Here is an 18,101-nt window from a genome sequence, read left to right as displayed (position 1 = left end):
TATGTGGCGGAGGACGTGTTCGCAGAAGCGAGCGGCAACCAACAGAAAAGCGCGCGGCGCAAAAACAGCAAACGGCCCCACCATCCAGCGCAAAACTTTCTGATTCAGTACTTTCGTAAGGGCATTGAAACGACCTTTAGTCGCCTGACCGCACGCTTTCCCAAGCAGATTCATGCCGTAACAGCGGCTGGGTTTGCCTTGAAAATCGCCCTCTTCATCTTTGCCCACGCCCTACACCAAGTTGGGTTATAGTCCGCAACTTGGGTTAGCTAGAACCATTTGTCATCCTGAGCTTGCGAAGGACCTATACAGAAGCTGACACCAAACAATAGCTTCTGTATAGGTCCTTCGCGCTGCTCAGGATGACAAACGGTTTATAGCAGTTTCTGCAGCCAGCCTCCAAACTCGCTTCTGCGTAACTTTCGCGGCCCTAACTACCGCCGACGCTCCGCCCCGTGCCGCCCGAAGAAGTTGCCCTGTCCGTTATCATTGTCAACTATAACGTCTGCTACTTTTTGGAGCAGGCGCTGCTGTCGGTGCGGCGGGCGGGCGAGAAGCTGGGCCGGCCGCTGGAGGTATTTGTAGTCGACAACAACTCGGTCGATGGCTCGGTGGCCATGGTGCGGGCCCGGTTTCCGGAGGTGATGCTCATTGCCAACCACGACAACCCCGGTTTCTCGAAGGCCAACAACCAGGCTCTGCGCCTTGCCAAGGGCCGCTACGTGCTGCTGCTCAACCCCGATACGGTGGTGGAGGAAGATACCTTCCGGCTGTGCTGCGAGTTTATGAATGCGCACCCGCGCTGCGGCGGGCTGGGCGTGAAAATGCTGGATGGGCAGGGCCGGTTTTTGCCTGAAAGCAAGCGCGGCCTGCCTACGCCGGCGGTGGCGTTCTACAAGATATTCGGGCTGGCGCGGCTGTTCCCCCGGTCGCGGCGCTTCGGGCGCTACCACCTGGGCTTCCTTAGTCCCGACGAAACCCACGAAATTGAGGTGCTCAGCGGCGCCTTCATGCTGATGCGGAGCGCCGCGCTACGCGAGGTGGGTCTGCTCGACGAGGACTACTTTATGTACGGCGAGGACATTGACCTCTCGTACCGCCTTACCCAGGGTGGCTGGCAGAATTTCTACTACCCCGGCACCCGCATTATCCATTACAAGGGCGAAAGCACCAAGCGCACGAGCGTCAACTACGTGTTCGTGTTCTACCGGGCGATGGTGATTTTTGCCCGCAAGCACTTCGCGCCGCAGCGGGCGGGCACATTTTCGGTGCTGATAAATGCGGCCATCTGGTTGCGGGCGGGGGCGGCCGTGGCCCAGCGGCTGCTGCTGCGGGCCGCCCCGGTGCTGCTCGATGCCGGCCTGATTTACGCGGGCATGTACGTGCTGAAAACCTACTGGGAGCACAACCACAAGTACGTGCGCGGGCCCTACCCCGAAAAGTACATGCTGGTGGCGGTGCCCGTCTACATTGCCGTGTGGCTGGGTTCGGCCTTCCTGAGCGGGGCCTACGACCGGCCGCTGCGGGCCGGGCGGCTGGTGCGCGGCATCGTGGTGGGCACGCTGCTGATTTCGGCTTTCAGCAACTTCCTGGACGCCTGGCGCTTCTCGAAGGCCCTGATTCTGCTGGGCGGCGCGTGGGCCGTGGCGGCGCTGCTGTTGCGGCGGGCGGCGGGCAATTTCCTGCGCTACCGCCGCTTTAGTTTAAGCGAGAATCAGCAGAAAAACGTGGGTATCGTGGGTTCGGCCGAGGAAAGCCGCCGGGTGCGCCAGCTGCTGGAGCAGGCTGCCGTACCAGCCCGCATCATCGGCTACGTGGCGCCGGATGCCGCACCCGCCGCACCCGCCGAGGCCGCAGCCGGGCCAACTGGTACGGCCGTAGCTGCTGCCCCGCCGCCGCCCGACGACTTGCTGGGGGAGGTGCGCCAGCTGGAGGACATTATCCGTATTTATGGGCTCGATGAGTTGGTGTTCTGCGGCCGCGACCTGCCCGCCAGCCAGATTATCGGGCTGATGGCCGGGCTGCCCCAGCACCCGCCGGTAGCGTTCAAAATTCTGCCCCCCGGCAGCCAGTACATCATCGGCAGCTCGGGCAAAGATTCGCCCGGCGACTACTACGCCCTCGACATCACGCTCAACCTGTTCCGCCCCGAACAGGTGCGCAACAAGCGCCTGCTCGACGTTCTGAGCAGTCTGCTGCTGCTGGCGCTGAGTCCGGTGCTGGTGTGGCTGGTGCAGCGCAAAGCCGGCTTCGTGCGCAACTGCCTGCGGGTGCTGGCCGGCGCGCGCACCTGGGTGGGCCTGCGCCACGCCGCCGCGCCGCAAGCTGCTGCCCGCGCCATCCTCTCGCCCGCCGATACCGCCGCGGCCGCCGCCAGTGCCCCGCTCGATGAGGCCACCCGCCGCCGCCTGGAGCTGCTCTACGCCAAAGACTACCACCCCGCCCTCGATTGGCGCATCATGGCCCGGTGCCTGCGCCAGCTGGGCCGCGAGGAGTAGGGGCAAGAGGTAGTGGAAGGCCGTCATTCAGAGCGCAGCGAAGAATCTCGCATGCTGACGTTGCGGCAGTACTCAACGTCAGCACGCGAGATTCTTCGTTGCGCTCTGAATGACGTTCGTCTCATATCCCAGCATCCCGTATCTCACTTCCTCCTACCTTTACCCTTCCACCCAAACCCAGCCCCGAATATGTCCTCCACTGCCGCTACCGACCGCGCCCCGCTTGTTCTGTCCGACCGCATCAACGCCATGCAGGAGTCGCAAACCATTGCCATGGCCAAAAAGGCGCGGGCGCTGGCGGCCGAGGGCGTCGATGTCATCACCCTGAGCTTTGGGGAGCCCGATTTCCAGACGCCCCAGTACATCAAAGACGCCGCCAAGCAGGCACTGGATGAGGGCTACACGTTCTACACGCCGGTGCCCGGCTATCTGGAGCTGCGCCAGGCCATCTGCGACAAGTTCCGGCGCGACAACCAGCTGGATTACCAGCCCGAGAACATTGTGGTGAGTACGGGGGCCAAGCAGGCGCTGGCCAACGCCGTGCTGAGCCTGGTAAATCCGGGCGACGAGGTGCTGGTGTTTTCGCCCTACTGGGTGAGCTACGAGGAGATGGTGCGGCTGGCCGAGGGCGTGAGCATCCCGCTGATGGGCACGCTGGAAAACGACTACAAAGTAACGGCCGCGCAGGTGGAAGCCGCCATTACGCCCCGCACCCGGCTCATCATGTACTCCTCGCCCTGCAACCCCACCGGGGCCGTTTTCAGCCGCGAAGAGCTGGCTGAACTGGCCGCCGTCGTGGCCCGCCACCCCAACGTGTATGTGGTAGCCGATGAGATTTACGAGTACATCAACTTCGTGGGCGAGCACGTGAGTCTGGCCCAATTTGATGAGGTAAAGGACCAGGTGATTACCGTCAATGGCTTCTCGAAGGGCTACGCCATGACCGGCTGGCGGGTGGGCTACCTGGCTGCGCGGCGCGAAATTGCCGCCGCCTGCGAGAAAATTCAGAGCCAGATTACGTCCGGCACCTGCTCGATTGCCCAGCGCGCCGGCATTGCCGCCCTGGAAGGCGGCCGCGCCTCGGCCGACGAAATGGTGGCCGCCTACCGCCGCCGCCGCGACCTGGTGCTGGAACTGGTGCAGGACATTCCCGGCTTCCGCACCAACGTACCCAGCGGCGCCTTCTACCTGTTTCCCGACGTCACCGGCTACTTCGGCCGCACCACCGCCACCGGCGAAACTATTGCCACGGCCGCCGACCTAGCCATGTACCTGCTCAACGATGCCCACGTAGCCGCCGTCGACGGGGCTGCTTTCGGCGCGCCCGACTGCCTGCGCTTCAGCACCGCCGCCGCCGATGAGAAGTTGCGCGAAGCCTTCGCGCGCATCAAGGCTTCGTTGGCCAAGCTGGGATAGAGGTGATTTGGTGAGAACGTCATTCAGAGCGCAGCGAAGAATCTCGCGTGCTGACGTTGCGTCCTTGTCGTTCAACGATTCACGCGAGATTCTTCGCTGCGCTCTGAATGACGTTCTCCTTCCTTATTACCCACTACTCAATACTAGCCTACCTTTGCGGCTTCTTACCAGCTTCCGCTTTTGATGCCCGCTACCGCCCTGCCGCCCGCCTCGCTGCCCGACCTGTTTGCCGCCTTCAACCAGCTAACCGTGCTTATTGTAGGCGACGTGATGCTCGACGCCTACGTGTGGGGCCGCTCGGTGCGCCTCTCGCCCGAGGCGCCGGTGCCGGTGGTGAACGTGAGCCGCACCGAGCAGCGCCTGGGCGGGGCGGCCAACGTGGCGCTTAATGTGCAGGCCCTCGGGGCCACGCCGCTGCTGTGCGCCCTGATTGGGGATGATGCGGGCGGCGACCAGCTGCTGGAGCGGCTGGAAGTAAACGGGCTGTCGGCTGCGGGAATCGTGCGTTCCGGCGCCCGGCCCACTACCGTGAAGCAGCGCATCCTGGCCCACGGCCAGCAGCTGCTGCGCATTGACTCAGAAGTGGAAACCGAAGCCGACGCGGCCGAAAACGAGGCCCTCACGGCCCGTTTTACGGAGCTACTGGCGCGGGCCGATGTGGTAATTTTCGAGGATTATGACAAGGGTGTACTCACCGAAAGCAACATCCGCCACTTCATCAGTTTGGCCCGCGAGCGGGACGTGCCCACGGTGGTCGACCCCAAGAAAAAGAACTTCCTGGCCTACCAGCACTGCACCCTGTTCAAGCCCAACCTGAAAGAGCTGCGCGAGGGCCTCAAGCTCGAATTCGGCGACCCCACCACCGACCGGGCCGGCTTCGAGGCGGCCGTGGCCCGGTTGCGCGAGCTGCTGGAACCCGATACGGTGCTCGTGACGCTATCGGAGCACGGCGTGTTTGCCCAGTTGCAGAACCAGAAAACCTACCTGCCGGCCCACCTGCGCACCATCTCCGACGTATCAGGCGCCGGCGACACAGTTATCAGTATTGCCGCCCTGTGTGTGGCTTTGCGCCTGCCGGTGCCGGCCACGGCCGCACTGGCCAACCTGGGCGGCGGCCTCGTCTGCGAGCAGGTGGGCGTGGTGCCGATTGAGAAGCAAAAGCTACTAGCCGAAGCGCAGGCATTGCTGAGCTGGTAAATTTCTTGGTCAAGGAGCAAAGCAGAACACCCGTTTGTCATCCTGAGCATAGCGAAGGACCTATCCAGGGGCTAACTTCTGGTGTTGCCTTCTGTATAGGTCCTTCGCTATGCTCAGGATGACAGATGAGGTTTTCTAACCCCGCATTCCGGCGCTGTATTCCTTCACTGTTTCGATGAAGACTTTTACGTTGTCGGGGTTGGTATCGGGGTAGACGCCGTGGCCGAGGTTGGCAATGTGGCGCTGGGGGCCGAACTGGTCGAGCATGGCCTTGGTGGCAGCCTGCACCTGGGCGGGCGTGCCGTAGAGGGCGCAGGGGTCGAGGTTGCCCTGCAGGGTTTTGTCGCCCACCAGCGGGCGCACAGTGCGCGGGTCCTGGTTCCAGTCGAGGCCGATGGTGCGGCAGCCGGGCAGGGCGGCGAAGTCCTCGATGGCCCAGAAAGCACCCTTGGCGAATACTGTAACCGGCACTTCGGCGGGCATGGCGGCGCAGATTTCGGCAATGTAGCGCTGGCTGAACTCCTTGTAGTGCGCGGGCGGCAGAATGCCGGCCCAGGAGTCGAATACCTGAATCAGGTTGGCGCCGGCCGTTACCTGGGCCTGCAGGTAGGCAATGGTGGTGGCCGTGATTTTGCGCAGCAGCTCGTGGGCCAGCTCGGGGTTCTGGTACAGCATCCGACGGGCCTTGCTGAAGGTTTTCGAGCCGTGGCCCTCCACCATATAGGCCAAAATAGTCCAGGGGGCGCCGGCAAACCCGATGAGCGGCACCCGGCCGTTCAGCTCGCGCTTGGTTACGCGCAGGGCCTCCAGCACGTAGCCAAGGTGCTCCTCAGGGTCGGCGATGCGCATGCGGGCCACGTCCTGGGCGTTCTGGATGGTTTCGGGGAACAGCGGGCCGCGGGCTTCCACCATCTCGTAGGTGAGGCCCATGGCTTCGGGCACCACCAGAATGTCGGAGAAGATGATGGCGGCGTCCACGTCGAGCGCATCGACGGGCTGGATAGTGACTTCGGCGGCCAGGTCGGGCGTTTCCACCAGCTCCTTAAAGCCGCTCAGGCGGCCCCGCAGGGCGCGGTACTGGGGCAGAATGCGGCCCGCCTGGCGCATGAGCCACACGGGGGTACGTTCGGTTTCTTCGCCGCGGGCGGCACGCAAAAGCAGGTCGTTTTGAAGCACGTTTTTTGAAGCTGCAAGCGGCAAGCTGCAAGCCGCAAGTTATAAGTTTGACCAGTTGACTAATGGAAGGTCAGGCTTGTAGCTTGCGGCTTGCAGCTTGCCGCTCAATCAACGAAAAGGGCCTTAATGGCCGTCATGATAAAGTTTACGCCGATGGCCAGGGTGATGAAGCCCATGATGCGGGCCAGCGCCGCCAGGCCCGGCCGGCCCAGAAAGCGCGTGAGCCGGAGCGACGACATGAGGATGATGTACACGGCCAGCGCCACCAGCACGAAGCCAGCGAAAATCAGCCCCATGTCGCCATACGTGAGCTTTTTGGTGTACAGGCTGATGCAGACGGCAATGGCGCCGGGGCCCGAGAGCATGGGCATGGCCAGGGGCGTGAAGCTGATGTCATCCTTCTCGCGGCTGGCCTCGATGGTTTCCTGCGACACCTTGGTGCGGTTGCCGCCGGGCGTCAGCAAATCGAAGGCCGAGCGCATGAGCAGGATTCCGCCGGCAATGCGCAGGTGGTGAATGTTGATGCCGAAGAAGTTGAGCACGTACTGGCCCGCAAAAAACGACACCGACAGCACGGCCAGCACCGACAGGCAGGCCTTCAGGCCGATGTTGGCCCGCTCGGCCGCCGTGTCGCTTTCCGTGAGCGACAGAAAGACCGGCATGGCCCCGAACGGATTAACCACCGAAAACAGCGTCGTGAACGTGGCGAGCAGAATATCCATAGGCGCGGGCAGGGTATGGCCGGCAAAGGTACGAGCCTTTGCGGCACCGGCACGGGGAAAATCCTACTTTTAGCAAAACAACCCCCGCGGCGGCGGCGCGTAGAGCCAAACTTTCCCTGCCTTCCTGTTCCAAACTTCTCCTTATAGTGTTCAACTCCTACGATTCTGGTTGGCTGATGCTGGCGCAGGGCCTCGTGCTGCTGCTGGCGGTGGCCTCCCTGGTTGCCACATTACTGCCGCTGATTCGCCAGACGGTCTGGTGGATTCGCATTTTTGATTTTCCGCGCCTGCAGATTGTGGGCGTGCTGCTGGCCGTGTTGGTGGCGGGCTGGCTGCTGGGCTGGCACCACCCCGCCGCCGGTTACTGGCTGCCGGCGTTGCTGGCGAGCGTGGCGCTGGCCGCCCTCTACCAGGCCTACCGCATCGTGCCCTATACGCCGCTGGCCGGCAAGCACGTGGGCGACAGCACCCGCACCGATGGCGGGGGCCACCTAAGCTTGGTGATGATGAACGTGCTGCAGTACAACAAGCAGAGCGACAAGGCGCTGCGGGTGCTGCAGCAGGCCGATGCCGACATCATCATGGCCGTGGAAACCGACGAGTGGTGGCATCAGCAGCTGAAGCCGATGGAGAAAACCCACCCCTACACCTGCCACGAGCCGCTCGACAACACCTACGGCCTGTTGTTTTTCTCGCGTCTGCCGCTCGATGGCTGTGAAATCAAGTACCTCATCGACGACGACGTGCCCAGCGTGCATACCCGCGTGCAGCTGCCCAACGGCCGCACCTGGGTGCGCGTGTACGGCCTGCACCCCAAGCCGCCGGCGCCCGCCGAGGCGGAAACCAGCACCCGCCGCGACGCCGAGCTGCTGCTGGTAGGCCGCCAGATTGAGCAGCGCGACGAGCCCACCATCGTGTTCGGCGACATGAACGACGTGGCCTGGTCGCACACCTCCGAGCTGTTCCGGCGCATCAGCGGCCTGCTTGATCCGCGGGTGGGCCGCGGCCTGCTGCCCACTTTCCACGCCGAGTACCGGCTGCTGCGCTGGCCCCTCGACCACGTATTCGTCTCGCCCCACTTCAAAGTCGACGACATGGAGCGCCTGCCCTACGTGGGTTCCGACCATTTTCCCATCTACATCAAGCTCAGCTTCGAACCCCAGGACAAAGCCGAACAGGAGGAAAGCCTTGAAGAAGCAGATGCCGCCGATGAGCAGGAAGCGGTAGAAAAAATAAGGGAGGGCCGCCAGGAAGAAGTAGAGGAAGAAGCCCGGGAAGCGGTTGAGAGACGGTAAAGGAGAAGCAGTACGTACGGCCCCGCCTGTCATCCTGAGCTTGCGAAGGACCTATACAGAAGCTATTACTTGATACTACCTTCTGTATAGGTCCTTCGCAAGCTCAGGATGACAGGATAATTCACCTACCACCGCAAACCCCTGCCGCCCGTACCTTTGCGCCATGCCCACCGAGCAAGCCGCCACCGACGATATTCTGCACGTGCTGCGCCAGACCTGGGGCCACACCCGGTTCCGGCCGTTGCAGGAAGACATCATCCGGGCAGTGCTGGCGGGGCACGACACGCTGGCGCTGCTGCCCACCGGCGGCGGTAAAAGCATCTGCTTCCAGGTGCCCGCGCTGGCCCGGCCCGGCCTGTGCCTGGTAGTGTCGCCGCTGATTGCGCTGATGAAGGACCAGGTGGAAAACCTGCGCCAGCGCGGCGTGAAGGCCGAAGCCGTGTACGCCGGCATGAGCCACCAGGAAATCGACCAGACCCTCGACAACTGCGTGTACGGCCCGGTAAAGTTCCTCTACGTGAGCCCCGAACGGCTGCTGACCGACATGTTCCGGGCCCGCGTGGCGAAGATGAAGGTGAGTCTGCTGGCTGTGGATGAGGCGCACTGCGTGTCGCAGTGGGGCTACGATTTCCGGCCGCCCTACCTACGCATTGCCGAGCTGCGGGCCCTGCTGCCGGGTGTACCCTGCATTGCCCTCACGGCCACCGCCACCGAGCAGGTGCGGCAGGATATTGTGGAGAAACTGGTATTTGGGGCCAGCCACCGCGTATTTCAGCAGAGCTTCGCCCGGCCCAACCTGTCGTATTCGGTGCTCGAAACCGAGGACAAAATGAAGCGGATGCTGGAAGTAGTACGCGGGGTGGGGGCCGATAAAACGAGCATCGTGTACGCCCGCACCCGCCGCCAGACCGAGGATGCCGCCGCCTATCTGCAGCAGCAGCGCCTGTCGGCCGCTGCCTACCACGCCGGCCTGCCCGCCGACCAGCGCACCCGCGTGCAGCAGGACTGGATGCAGAACAAAACCCGCTGCATCGTGGCCACCAACGCCTTCGGCATGGGCATCGACAAGCCCGATGTGCGCCTGGTGGTGCACCTGGAGGCCCCCGACAACCTCGAAGCCTACTACCAGGAAGCCGGCCGCGCCGGCCGCGACGAGAAATATGCCTTCGCCGTGCTGCTCACCGGCCCCGCCGACACCGACGAGCTGCGCCGCCGCACTCGCCTGAGCTACCCGCCCCTCGACACGGTGCGCCGCGTGTATCAGGCGCTGGCCAACTTTTCGCGCACCGCGGTGGGCGGCGGCGAGCTGGTGGCCTTCGATTTCGACTTGCAGCAGTTCGCCGAAACCTACCGCATCAAGGCCCTCGACGCCCATAACAGCCTGCGCACGCTGGCCCGCGAGGGGTTCGTGCAGCTGAACGAGGCCGTAAATAATCCCGCCCGCGTCCACATCCCCATCGACCACACCGACCTCTACCGCTTCCAGGTAGCCAACCAGCAGCACGACCAGCTCATTAAAAGTCTGCTGCGGCTGCACGGGGGCGAGCTGTTTGCCGGTTTCCAGCGGATTTCGGAGAACAGCATCGCCCAGTACCTGCGCCTGAGCGTGGTGGAGCTGCGCAAGATGCTGCTGTTTCTGCACCGCTCGGGCATCATCCAGTTCCAGCCGCGCCACGAGTCGCCCCAGGCCCTGTTCACCACCCCGCGCTACGACGCCGACAAGCTCCCGCTGGACCAGAAGCGCCTGACCAAACAGCGCGACCTGGCCACCCACAAAACCGATTCGGTTATCCGCTACGCCGCCGGGGGCCGCTGCCGCCAACAGCTGCTGCTGGAATATTTCGGTGAGCTGGATGCGCCCGCTTGCGGCGTCTGCGACTTCTGCCTGGCTCGCAAAAAAGCCCGTCAGGAGGCCACCCCGCTGCCCGAGCTGCGCGTCCAGTTGCTGGAATTGGTACGGGCCACGCCCCAAACGCCCCGCGAAGTGCTCACGCATTACGCGCCCGGTCAGGCGTCGGCGGTTACGGCCCTGCTGCGCGATTTGGTGGAGTTGGGCGAACTACGCTACGCGGCCGATGGGCGGCTGAGCGGGTAGGAGGGAAGACGGGTTTTGGAGCTTATTTTTTAGAATCAGAAAAATAAGCTCCAAAACCCAAGTGCCGAAAAAGCCTGTCCACATACCTTACATTCGCTTTTAAATGGCTATAACAACTTCTCTTTCTGATCTCACTACTCGTCCCATTGGCGTATTCGACAGTGGCATTGGCGGCCTGACGGTGGCGCGGGCGGTGGCCCGAGTGCTACCCCACGAGCGGCTGGTGTACTTCGGCGACACGGCCCACCTGCCTTACGGCGACAAAAGCACGGCCGCCATCCAGGCCTACGCCGTGAAAATCTGCGACCTGCTGCTGCGCCAGCAATGCAAGGTGATTCTTATTGCCTGCAACTCGGCTTCGGCTGCTGCCTACGAGCTGGTGCGCGAGTATGTGGGTTCCAAGGCTCAGGTACTCAACGTTATCGACCCCATCGTGGCGCACGTGGGGCAGCAGTACGCCGGTCGCGTAGTAGGGCTGATTGGCACCAAGCAGACGGTGAACAGCAACGTGTATAAGAAGAAGGTTGACGACCTCGACGCGGGCGTCGACCTGCGCAGCCTGGCCACTCCGCTGCTGGCTCCCATGATTGAGGAGGGCTTTTTTAATGACACTATTGCCGGCAACGTCATCGAAACCTACCTCTCTAACCCGGCGCTGGAGGGCGTAGAGGCCCTGGTGCTGGCCTGCACGCACTACCCGCTCATCAAGGAGCAGATTGCCGAATTCTACCAGGGCCGCACCGAAGTGCTCGACGCTTCCGATGTAGTAGCCCGGCACGTGCGCCAGTACCTCGAAAGCCGGCAGCTACTGGCCGCCGCGGGCACCACGCCGCCCCGGCATCACTTCTACGTGTCCGATTTTACCCGCTCGTTCGAAGAAAGTACCCGCATTTTCTTTGGCCAAGAGGTGAACCTGGAGCACTATCCGCTGTGGGAATAGAAGTAGGAAATTACGCAGTGTAATTTTACTTGTCGTGCAATTAGTTATATTCATATACTAAATACTTACATTTAGGCACCGTAAGAGCCCGTTGCCTGACTAGGCTCTTCCGTTTGTTGCTCCTAAGCTGCGGCGGTGCTATGATAAATTTCGTTGATTTCTGGCGAAAATGGGGCTGGTGGCTGCTGCCGGGCCTGCTGCTGCTGGCGCCGGCCGCGCTGGCGCAGGGCGTGCGGCAGCCCCCCGCCCGCGTGAAGCAGCAGGGCAGCCCGGCCCCGGCGCAGGCCCCTACCAACGAAAGCAAGGCAAACCCACTCACCCCCAAGCAGCTCGAAGAAGCCCTGCGGCTGCTACTCCAGGTAACGGCCGACTCGAGCGGCACCGAGAAAGTCCAGCGCGGCTTCGAAATAGATGGTTTGGTTGTCGATGAAACCATCAGCAAGCTGGGGCGCGACTTCTACAGCCTGTTCTATACCAGCTTCGAGGCTCCCGCCGGCTCGGGCGACTACGTGGTTACCATCACCGAAAAGCCCGCCCGCGGCACCAGCATTCTCATCACGGTGGCCGTCAACGATATCGACCTGCTCGAAATGCCGCTCCAGCCAAATGAGGAGTACATCGAAGCGGCGGCCAGCGAGGCCGTTGGCACGGTTACCCAGCACCTCATCGAGAACAACCGCCTGGGCAATGAGCTCGAACAGGGCAACCGCCAACCCCTGGAAGTCTACTGATTCTGCTTTACGCAATTGACCCAACTCCCACTATTCCACTTCTGCTCCTAAACTGCTCTGCCATGAAATACCTGTACTGCTCTGTTACTGCACTACTTCTGGCCTTGGGGGCCGCGCCCGCCGCTACGGCGCAGGATTTTATTTACGAGCCCATCAACCCCAACTTCGGCGGCAACACCTTCAACTATTCGTCCCTGTTGAGCTCGGCTACGTCGCAGGATACTTTCAAGGACCCCAATGCCGCTCAGGCCCGCACCGCTGAGGACCCACTTACGTCCTTCGCTGCCAGTCTTAATCGACAGATTCTGAGCCAGCTGACTGACCGTTTTATCACCGATCAGTTCGGGAAAGGCACCGTGAAAGCCGGCAATTACTCGGTCGGCGGTTACCAGATTCAGGTAACGCCAGGTTCTAATGGCGTCGTCATCGTCATTGCTGACCCCGCCAGCGGCAACCAGACCACTGTCACCATTCCGAATCTGCCTTAGCAGACCATCTGACGGCATTGGTAGCGGGCCTGCGGGCGCTACTGCCTGCTTCGGTTGCGCTCCAGCGCCTGCTTTTTCTCCTCCCCGACAAAAGTCGTTGCCTCTCCCTATGAACACTGCTACCGCGCGCCCCTATAAGTACGCTCTAGGTTTGCTAACTGCCATACTACTGGCTGCCTGTAGCCCCTACTTTCATCAGCCTTTCAGCCCTGAGCGGGCCCGACTCGGTACTGAGGTGAACGGTAATGCTGATATGCTCAATCTGCCCGCCCCTAAAACCCGCACGGTAGTCGCGGTGTATAAGTTCCGCGACCAGACCGGCCAATACAAGCCGCAAATCAACGGCTCCAGCTTTTCGACCGCTATTACCCAAGGTACGACCACCATTCTGCTACGGGCGCTTGAAGAGTCGGGCTGGTTCGACCCCATCGAGCGTGAGAACCTGGGTAACCTGCTCAATGAGCGCAAAATCATCCGCTCTACCCGGGCCGAATTCACCGAGCAAACAGGTGTGAAGCAGCCTGTATTGCCGCCGCTCTTGTTTGCGGGCGTAATGCTGGAGGGTGGTATCATTTCCTATGATGCCAACATGCTTACGGGCGGGGCCGGGCTACGCTACTTCGGCACCGGAGCTTCGGGTCAATACCGTCAGGACCGCGTGACGGTGTACCTGCGGGCCATCAGTACTAGCAACGGCCGCATTCTGCGCACCGTGTACACTTCCAAAACGATATTGTCGCAGCAGATTCAAGGAAGTCTGTTTCGCTTCGTGAGCTTTAAGAAGCTTATGGAAGCCGAAACTGGCTTCACCTACAACGAGCCCAGCGAAATGGCCATCAAGGAAGCTATCGAAAAAGCCGTGCAAGCCCTTATATATGAAGGCATCCGGGATAGGCTGTGGCTGGCTAAGGACTCAACGGAAGCAACTGGTCCTAAAATGATGCGCTACTTGACGGAACGAGAATATGGCAAGCACTACGATGTACTGGGCCGGCAGGTGCTTGACCGCAAGAAAGGCCTGCTAGCTACGGTTTCAGCAGGCGGACAGCGCTACGCTGGCGACTTCGCCTCGCCCCGTACTACGGCCATTACCCAATTCCAAGTCGCCTATCAGCCTGCCGGCGGCTTCCTCAACCCTTACGTGGCTATCGGCCAGAGCCGTCTGGCTGCTCGCCAGTTCTTTGACCAGAAGTTCTACTTCACCGAAGCCGGCTTGATGTTGCGAGTGTTGCCCACTGACCGTTTTACACCCTACCTACAGTTAGGTGGTGGCGTCACGACTAGTGGTAATAGCCTTTCGACGGTGGGGGCATCCAGTAGGTTTACCCCACACATATCAGCTGGAGTTGGGCTCGAATACCGGCTCAGGTCGCAATGGAGTATACTGGGGGGGGTGGATGGACGCCTATTTCTGCGGGATGATATCGATGGTGCCGATATTGGGCGTTACAACGACAACACTATTGGTGCCCGGATTGGAGTCACGTATCAACTTAGCACTCGCACCTCTTCCTCTAAGCCCAAATAACGGCCGTTACTCTATATTCAGTAATATATGTTTGTCCAATAGTGAGTTGTGAGGTGGTCTAGCTAAAACGGACAGCGCGAAGTCTTAGCTTTCGCTGCCCATGACTGAAAAATCGAATCCTGGCGGCTTGCCCGCCACCCGTAAGAAATACACGCCGACCTTCAAGGCTGAGTGCGTGCGCCAAGTAGCGGCCGGTGCCCGGCAAAGCGACGTGGCGCGTGCGCAGGGCATTTCGCCGGCGCTGCTGGGGCGCTGGCAACGCCAAGCCCTGGAAGCCGCCGTGCCTAGTAGCGCCGAGCGCGACGAAATCAAGCAGCTGCGTGCGGCGCTAAAACGCGTAGAAATGGAGCGCGATATTTTAAAAAAAGTCGTGACCATCTTTTCCCAACCGCCTCAGTCATGAGCCGCTACCAGTTCATCGCCGCCTGCACCGAGCCGTGGCCCGTGCAACTGCTCTGCCAGGTGCTGGCCGTGAGCCCGGCCGGGTATTATCAGTGGCGGCACCGGCCGGCCGCCGCGCCAGCGCCCTGGCAAGTGGCGGCGCAAGCGGCCTTTACGCGCCACGCCCGACGCTACGGTACCCGGCGGCTGCGGGCCGAGTTACACGCCGAAGGCCATGCCGTGGGCCGCTACGCGTTGCGCACCTGGCTGCGCCGGCACGGGCTGCGGGCCTTGAGCACCCGCCCGCACCGGCCGCGCACGACGGTGGCTGACCCGGCGGCCGTGGTGGCCGAGAACCGGCTGCTGGGCCAGCCGGCCCCCACCGCCCCGGACCAGGTCTGGGTCGGCGACATTACGTATCTGCCCCTGGTAGGCGGGCGCTGGTGCTACCTGGCCACGTGGCGTGATGCCTGCTCCCGGCGGGTCGTCGGCTGGCACCTGGGCGCCCACATGCCGACCGAACTGGTACTCCACGCGCTGGAACAAGCTCTGACGCTACGCCAGCCCGCGCCGGGGCTCATCATCCACGCCGACCGCGGCAGCCAGTACACCAGCGCGGCCTGTCGCGCCCGCATCGCCCAAGCCGGAGCCCTTCCCAGCTTCAGCCGGCCGGGCAATCCCTACGACAACGCCCAAGCTGAAGCCGGCTGGAGCACGCTCAAAACCGAACTGCTGCCCCCCGGTACCGCCTTTGCCTCGCTCGAAGAAGCCCGTCTCGAAGTGGCCCACTACCTCGACACCTACTTCAACCTCGACCGCCGCCACTCCGCCCTGGGCTACCGCTCGCCCCACCAATTCGAACACGACCTAAAAATCAACCTATCTTAGCTCACTGTCCGTTCTTACTGGACCACCCCATTGTATGGCAAAGGGGATATAAGCAAGTCCTGCAATCAGATATAGAAGGTTATACTGCTTAACCCGACATACAGAAGGCTCCCCGTATCAGCATCCATTAAGTGGAGACTGATACGGGGAGCCTTCTGTATGTCGGGTTAAGCAGTAACCTAAGCGGATTGTCTTCAACAAGGTATAAGCCAACATGAGATTACTGCCTTGATTGGAAATTATATGGTAAATGACTGTGCAACAATAATTTGCAGAGTTTCCTTTTAGATATCATAAGGAATGACAGCAATACATAAAAAATATGAATATAAAAATAATTTTTATGTATTAATTGATAAAGGCAGTGGTAATGAGGTATATACGATTGTACCATCATGAATAGATATTGGATTTATGATATAACACATAATAAGTATAATTAAATATTTTAACAAGCTATTGTTTGTTGATTATTCTAATTTATATTTGTCTCAATCAAAGGGCAAGGATAAACGGAAAAGGGAATAATCTCTTACCGCTGCGCTCCATTCAACGCGATTTTCTTCTTTTTTCCTCATTTTTCACTCTTTTTCTCTACCACCATGAAAAAAGTACAACTCCTTGCTGTAGCTGCCGTTCTGTTCGCCAGCTCCGCGTACGCCCAAAAAGTTGCGCCATCGGGCACTCGCCAGGCTTTTGCGCTAGTAGAATGCCAAGACTGCGGTCCTATCACTGCTCCTTCTACTGGGGTTGATATGGATAACCCCAACGGTATACCTTCAACTACAATTGACAATTGCTCAGAAGTAGTACAAGAGGGTGACCGCAACGTGGCACTGGTTGAGCAGGAGGGCAGTGGTAATATGGCCCAAATCTTCCAGCGTCAGGGCAATCGTAACTATGGCGTTCAAGTTCAGGATGGTGACAGAAACGCTGCCAAAGCAGTAATCTGGGGCAGCCGTAATACCACCCTGCAGTATCAGACAGGCAATGGTAACAGTGCTGGTATTAATGTTGACCAACGAGAGCAGCTAGACCAGAATTCTGCCGATGGTAACGGGGACAACAATTTGGCCCAGCAGAATCAGGATGGTGACCGGAACATTGCAAACATCAATGTTTACGGTGATAACAACATCTCCCAGCAGAATCAGGAAGGCAATGCGAACAGTGCTGACATCTACCAGCGTGCAAATCGTAGCTCTGCCACGCAGAACCAAATCGGTAACCGCAATATAGCTGTGACGCAGCAGGGTGCTACCATCACCGGGCTTCCTAATGGTGCTTCCACTGAGTTTGGTCAGCAGAGCTGCATTAGTCAGAACGGCAACGCTAACCAAGCAATGGTAACCCAGAACATTCGCTAAAACTTAGGTAAAGCGAGTCAAGCCTGCATCGCAGGTAGCAACGGCCGGGCCCTTTTCTCGCCGGAGGAAAGAGCCCGGCCAATGCCTGCTACTACTAGGTAGGTAGGTAGGTAGGTAGTCTGTCGGAATCCATATACCCCCCTTCCTATGAAACAGCTCCGTTTTTTCACATTTGCCAGCCTGCTGGCCTGTTTGGTAAGTTGGGCCAATGTGGCGCAGGCGCAGCAGGAGGGCCACAGCGAAGCCAATACAGCCTCTCAGCGCCTGATCGAGGATTACGGTTTGTCAGCCCTCGACCGGCTGCCTATACCGTCGTTAGCCAATCCTCAGAACTTGGCGAAGCTTGTGCAATTAGGCAACTCTAACAAAGCCAAGGCTGATCAGTACAACCCGGGAACTGAAGTCAACCAAGCATACATTGTGCAGGTAGGTTCCTTTAACACAGCAAGTCTTACCCAGAACGGTAGTGGCAATACCACAATCATCAACCAAAAAGGGGATGATAATAAGGCCACCAGTAATGTAAACGGCAATAACAATGTCGTCGACCTCAACCAAATCGGCAACCGAAACCGCATTGTGCGTGATGTGGCTACCGACGGGCGAGAAGTGTTTATTCTACAAAAAGGTGACGACCTTAGAATCAACCAAACTAGTACCCAGGCGACGGCTCCTCCGCGCTACAGCATAGAAATGATTGGTACTAGCATGCAAATCTCTATTGAGACTGGCCGTATTGGGCAATAGCATAACTGATGGTCGAAACTCACCTTTAAGCCCAAATGCACAAACACCCGTCCTGTTATAGTGGCGGGTGTTTGTGCATTTGAGCTTTTGTCTGCTTAGGATAATGAATTTAGAGTTATCTGTTTAAATAGTTGCATTCGCATGATACACTCTTTCTAAAAAAAGGTATATTTGACGTTCGTAAAAAACAATCTTTGGCTATGCATATTGTCCTGCTTTTTCTAGCCAGCGCTGGTGCTTTACTTGGCGTCAGCCAGACTACTTCGGGCCCGCCTTGCCGGGCGTGGCTACAGGCTACGCCCCGGGGCAGCTTGCTCGAAGTAACCGGTAATTGTAGCAGTCTGGCCGCCTCCACTGGCCATTACCGCTACGAAATGAGTCTGGAGCGCCTTTCGGCCGGTGGCCGTTCGACGAGCCAGCAGGGCGGGGAATTCGATTTAGCGGCTGGTCAGTCGGTAGTGCTGGCCAGTACGCAGGTCAATATTGATGGAAAAAGCACGTATGTCGGCCATCTACGCGTCTTCGATGCGCACAACGTTTTGCTGGCGCAGGACTCCGTGCGCCACACGCCCGGCAACTGATAGCCTAACGCTCATCGCCTCTGCTTGCTTCGACTGATAAATTTCATAAGC

General features: G+C 60.0%; 16 protein-coding genes and 1 pseudogene. 15 read left to right on the top strand and 2 right to left on the bottom strand.

Translation table 11 applies throughout. From position 1 onward, the window contains the following. The 4 genes and pseudogenes from H145_RS24505 to H145_RS0111855 form a co-directional block, all read left to right on the top strand. A pseudogene (locus tag H145_RS24505) lies at positions 1-252 on the top strand (IS982 family transposase); the annotation flags it as partial. 203 nt (positions 253-455) lie between these two features. Next, entirely contained in the window at positions 456-2,498 is a 2,043-nt protein-coding gene (locus H145_RS21075; RefSeq protein ID WP_019948372.1) for a glycosyltransferase family 2 protein, read from the top strand. Between the two features lie 189 nt (positions 2,499-2,687). Then, a complete protein-coding gene (locus H145_RS0111860; protein WP_019948371.1) occupies positions 2,688-3,914 on the top strand; it encodes a pyridoxal phosphate-dependent aminotransferase in 1,227 nt (408 codons plus the stop codon). A gap of 183 nt (positions 3,915-4,097) precedes the next feature. Continuing rightward, a complete protein-coding gene (locus H145_RS0111855; RefSeq protein WP_019948370.1) occupies positions 4,098-5,111 on the top strand; it encodes a bifunctional heptose 7-phosphate kinase/heptose 1-phosphate adenyltransferase in 1,014 nt (337 codons plus the stop codon). Positions 5,112-5,246: 135 nt separating this feature from the next. Here H145_RS0111855 and hemE read toward each other — a convergent pair whose 3' ends face one another. Together hemE and H145_RS0111845 are read right to left on the bottom strand one after the other, a co-directional pair. Then, a complete protein-coding gene (gene hemE, locus H145_RS0111850) occupies positions 5,247-6,287 on the bottom strand; it encodes a uroporphyrinogen decarboxylase (protein WP_019948369.1) in 1,041 nt (346 codons plus the stop codon). Positions 6,288-6,391: 104 nt separating this feature from the next. Continuing rightward, entirely contained in the window at positions 6,392-7,009 is a 618-nt protein-coding gene (locus H145_RS0111845; RefSeq protein WP_019948368.1) for a MarC family protein, read from the bottom strand. A gap of 146 nt (positions 7,010-7,155) precedes the next feature. Between H145_RS0111845 and H145_RS0111840 the strand changes: the two genes are divergently transcribed. The 11 genes from H145_RS0111840 to csgH all read left to right on the top strand — a co-directional run bounded on the left by H145_RS0111840 (position 7,156) and on the right by csgH (position 18,050). Beyond that, positions 7,156-8,304: an endonuclease/exonuclease/phosphatase family protein gene (locus tag H145_RS0111840; protein WP_019948367.1), complete on the top strand. Its 1,149-nt coding sequence runs from the start codon at positions 7,156-7,158 to the stop codon at positions 8,302-8,304. A 163-nt stretch (positions 8,305-8,467) separates the two neighbouring features. After that, positions 8,468-10,399: a RecQ family ATP-dependent DNA helicase gene (locus tag H145_RS0111835; protein ID WP_019948366.1), complete on the top strand. Its 1,932-nt coding sequence runs from the start codon at positions 8,468-8,470 to the stop codon at positions 10,397-10,399. 103 nt (positions 10,400-10,502) lie between these two features. Beyond that, complete coding sequence (murI, locus tag H145_RS0111830) at positions 10,503-11,339, top strand: glutamate racemase (RefSeq protein ID WP_033426176.1); 837 nt, start codon at positions 10,503-10,505, stop codon at positions 11,337-11,339. A 140-nt stretch (positions 11,340-11,479) separates the two neighbouring features. Beyond that, positions 11,480-12,070, top strand: a complete 591-nt coding sequence (locus tag H145_RS0111825) for a CsgE family curli-type amyloid fiber assembly protein (protein WP_019948364.1) — start codon at positions 11,480-11,482, stop codon at positions 12,068-12,070. Between the two features lie 62 nt (positions 12,071-12,132). After that, entirely contained in the window at positions 12,133-12,558 is a 426-nt protein-coding gene (locus tag H145_RS0111820) for a curli production assembly/transport component CsgF (protein ID WP_026351460.1), read from the top strand. Between the two features lie 109 nt (positions 12,559-12,667). Next, on the top strand, positions 12,668-14,086 hold the full coding sequence (locus tag H145_RS0111815; RefSeq protein WP_019948362.1) for a CsgG/HfaB family protein: 1,419 nt from the start codon (positions 12,668-12,670) through the stop codon (positions 14,084-14,086). A 100-nt stretch (positions 14,087-14,186) separates the two neighbouring features. Further along, on the top strand, positions 14,187-14,489 hold the full coding sequence (locus tag H145_RS0111810) for a transposase (protein ID WP_019948361.1): 303 nt from the start codon (positions 14,187-14,189) through the stop codon (positions 14,487-14,489). Next, positions 14,486-15,355 carry an IS3 family transposase gene (locus H145_RS0111805; protein ID WP_019948360.1) on the top strand — a complete coding sequence of 290 codons (870 nt, stop codon included), beginning with the start codon at positions 14,486-14,488 and terminating at the stop codon, positions 15,353-15,355. Before H145_RS0111810 ends, H145_RS0111805 begins: the two co-directional genes overlap by 4 nt. A 602-nt stretch (positions 15,356-15,957) precedes the next feature. Next, the gene (locus H145_RS0111800) at positions 15,958-16,722 is read left to right on the top strand and encodes a hypothetical protein (RefSeq protein WP_083937774.1); all 765 of its coding nucleotides are present in this window, start codon (positions 15,958-15,960) and stop codon (positions 16,720-16,722) included. Between the two features lie 147 nt (positions 16,723-16,869). Next, positions 16,870-17,469 (top strand): hypothetical protein, encoded by a 600-nt coding sequence (locus tag H145_RS22825; RefSeq protein WP_019948358.1) that lies wholly within the window; start codon positions 16,870-16,872, stop codon positions 17,467-17,469. A gap of 200 nt (positions 17,470-17,669) precedes the next feature. Further along, positions 17,670-18,050 carry a curli-like amyloid fiber formation chaperone CsgH gene (gene csgH, locus H145_RS21065; protein ID WP_019948357.1) on the top strand — a complete coding sequence of 127 codons (381 nt, stop codon included), beginning with the start codon at positions 17,670-17,672 and terminating at the stop codon, positions 18,048-18,050. The last annotated feature ends 51 nt before the right edge of the window (positions 18,051-18,101 follow it).

This window comes from Hymenobacter aerophilus DSM 13606, assembly GCF_000382225.1.
In the GTDB taxonomy this organism is placed as follows: Bacteria; Bacteroidota; Bacteroidia; order Cytophagales; family Hymenobacteraceae; genus Hymenobacter; species Hymenobacter aerophilus.
The sequence above is the reverse complement of the archived record's forward strand: the minus strand, read 5'-3'. Positions and strand labels throughout refer to the sequence as shown.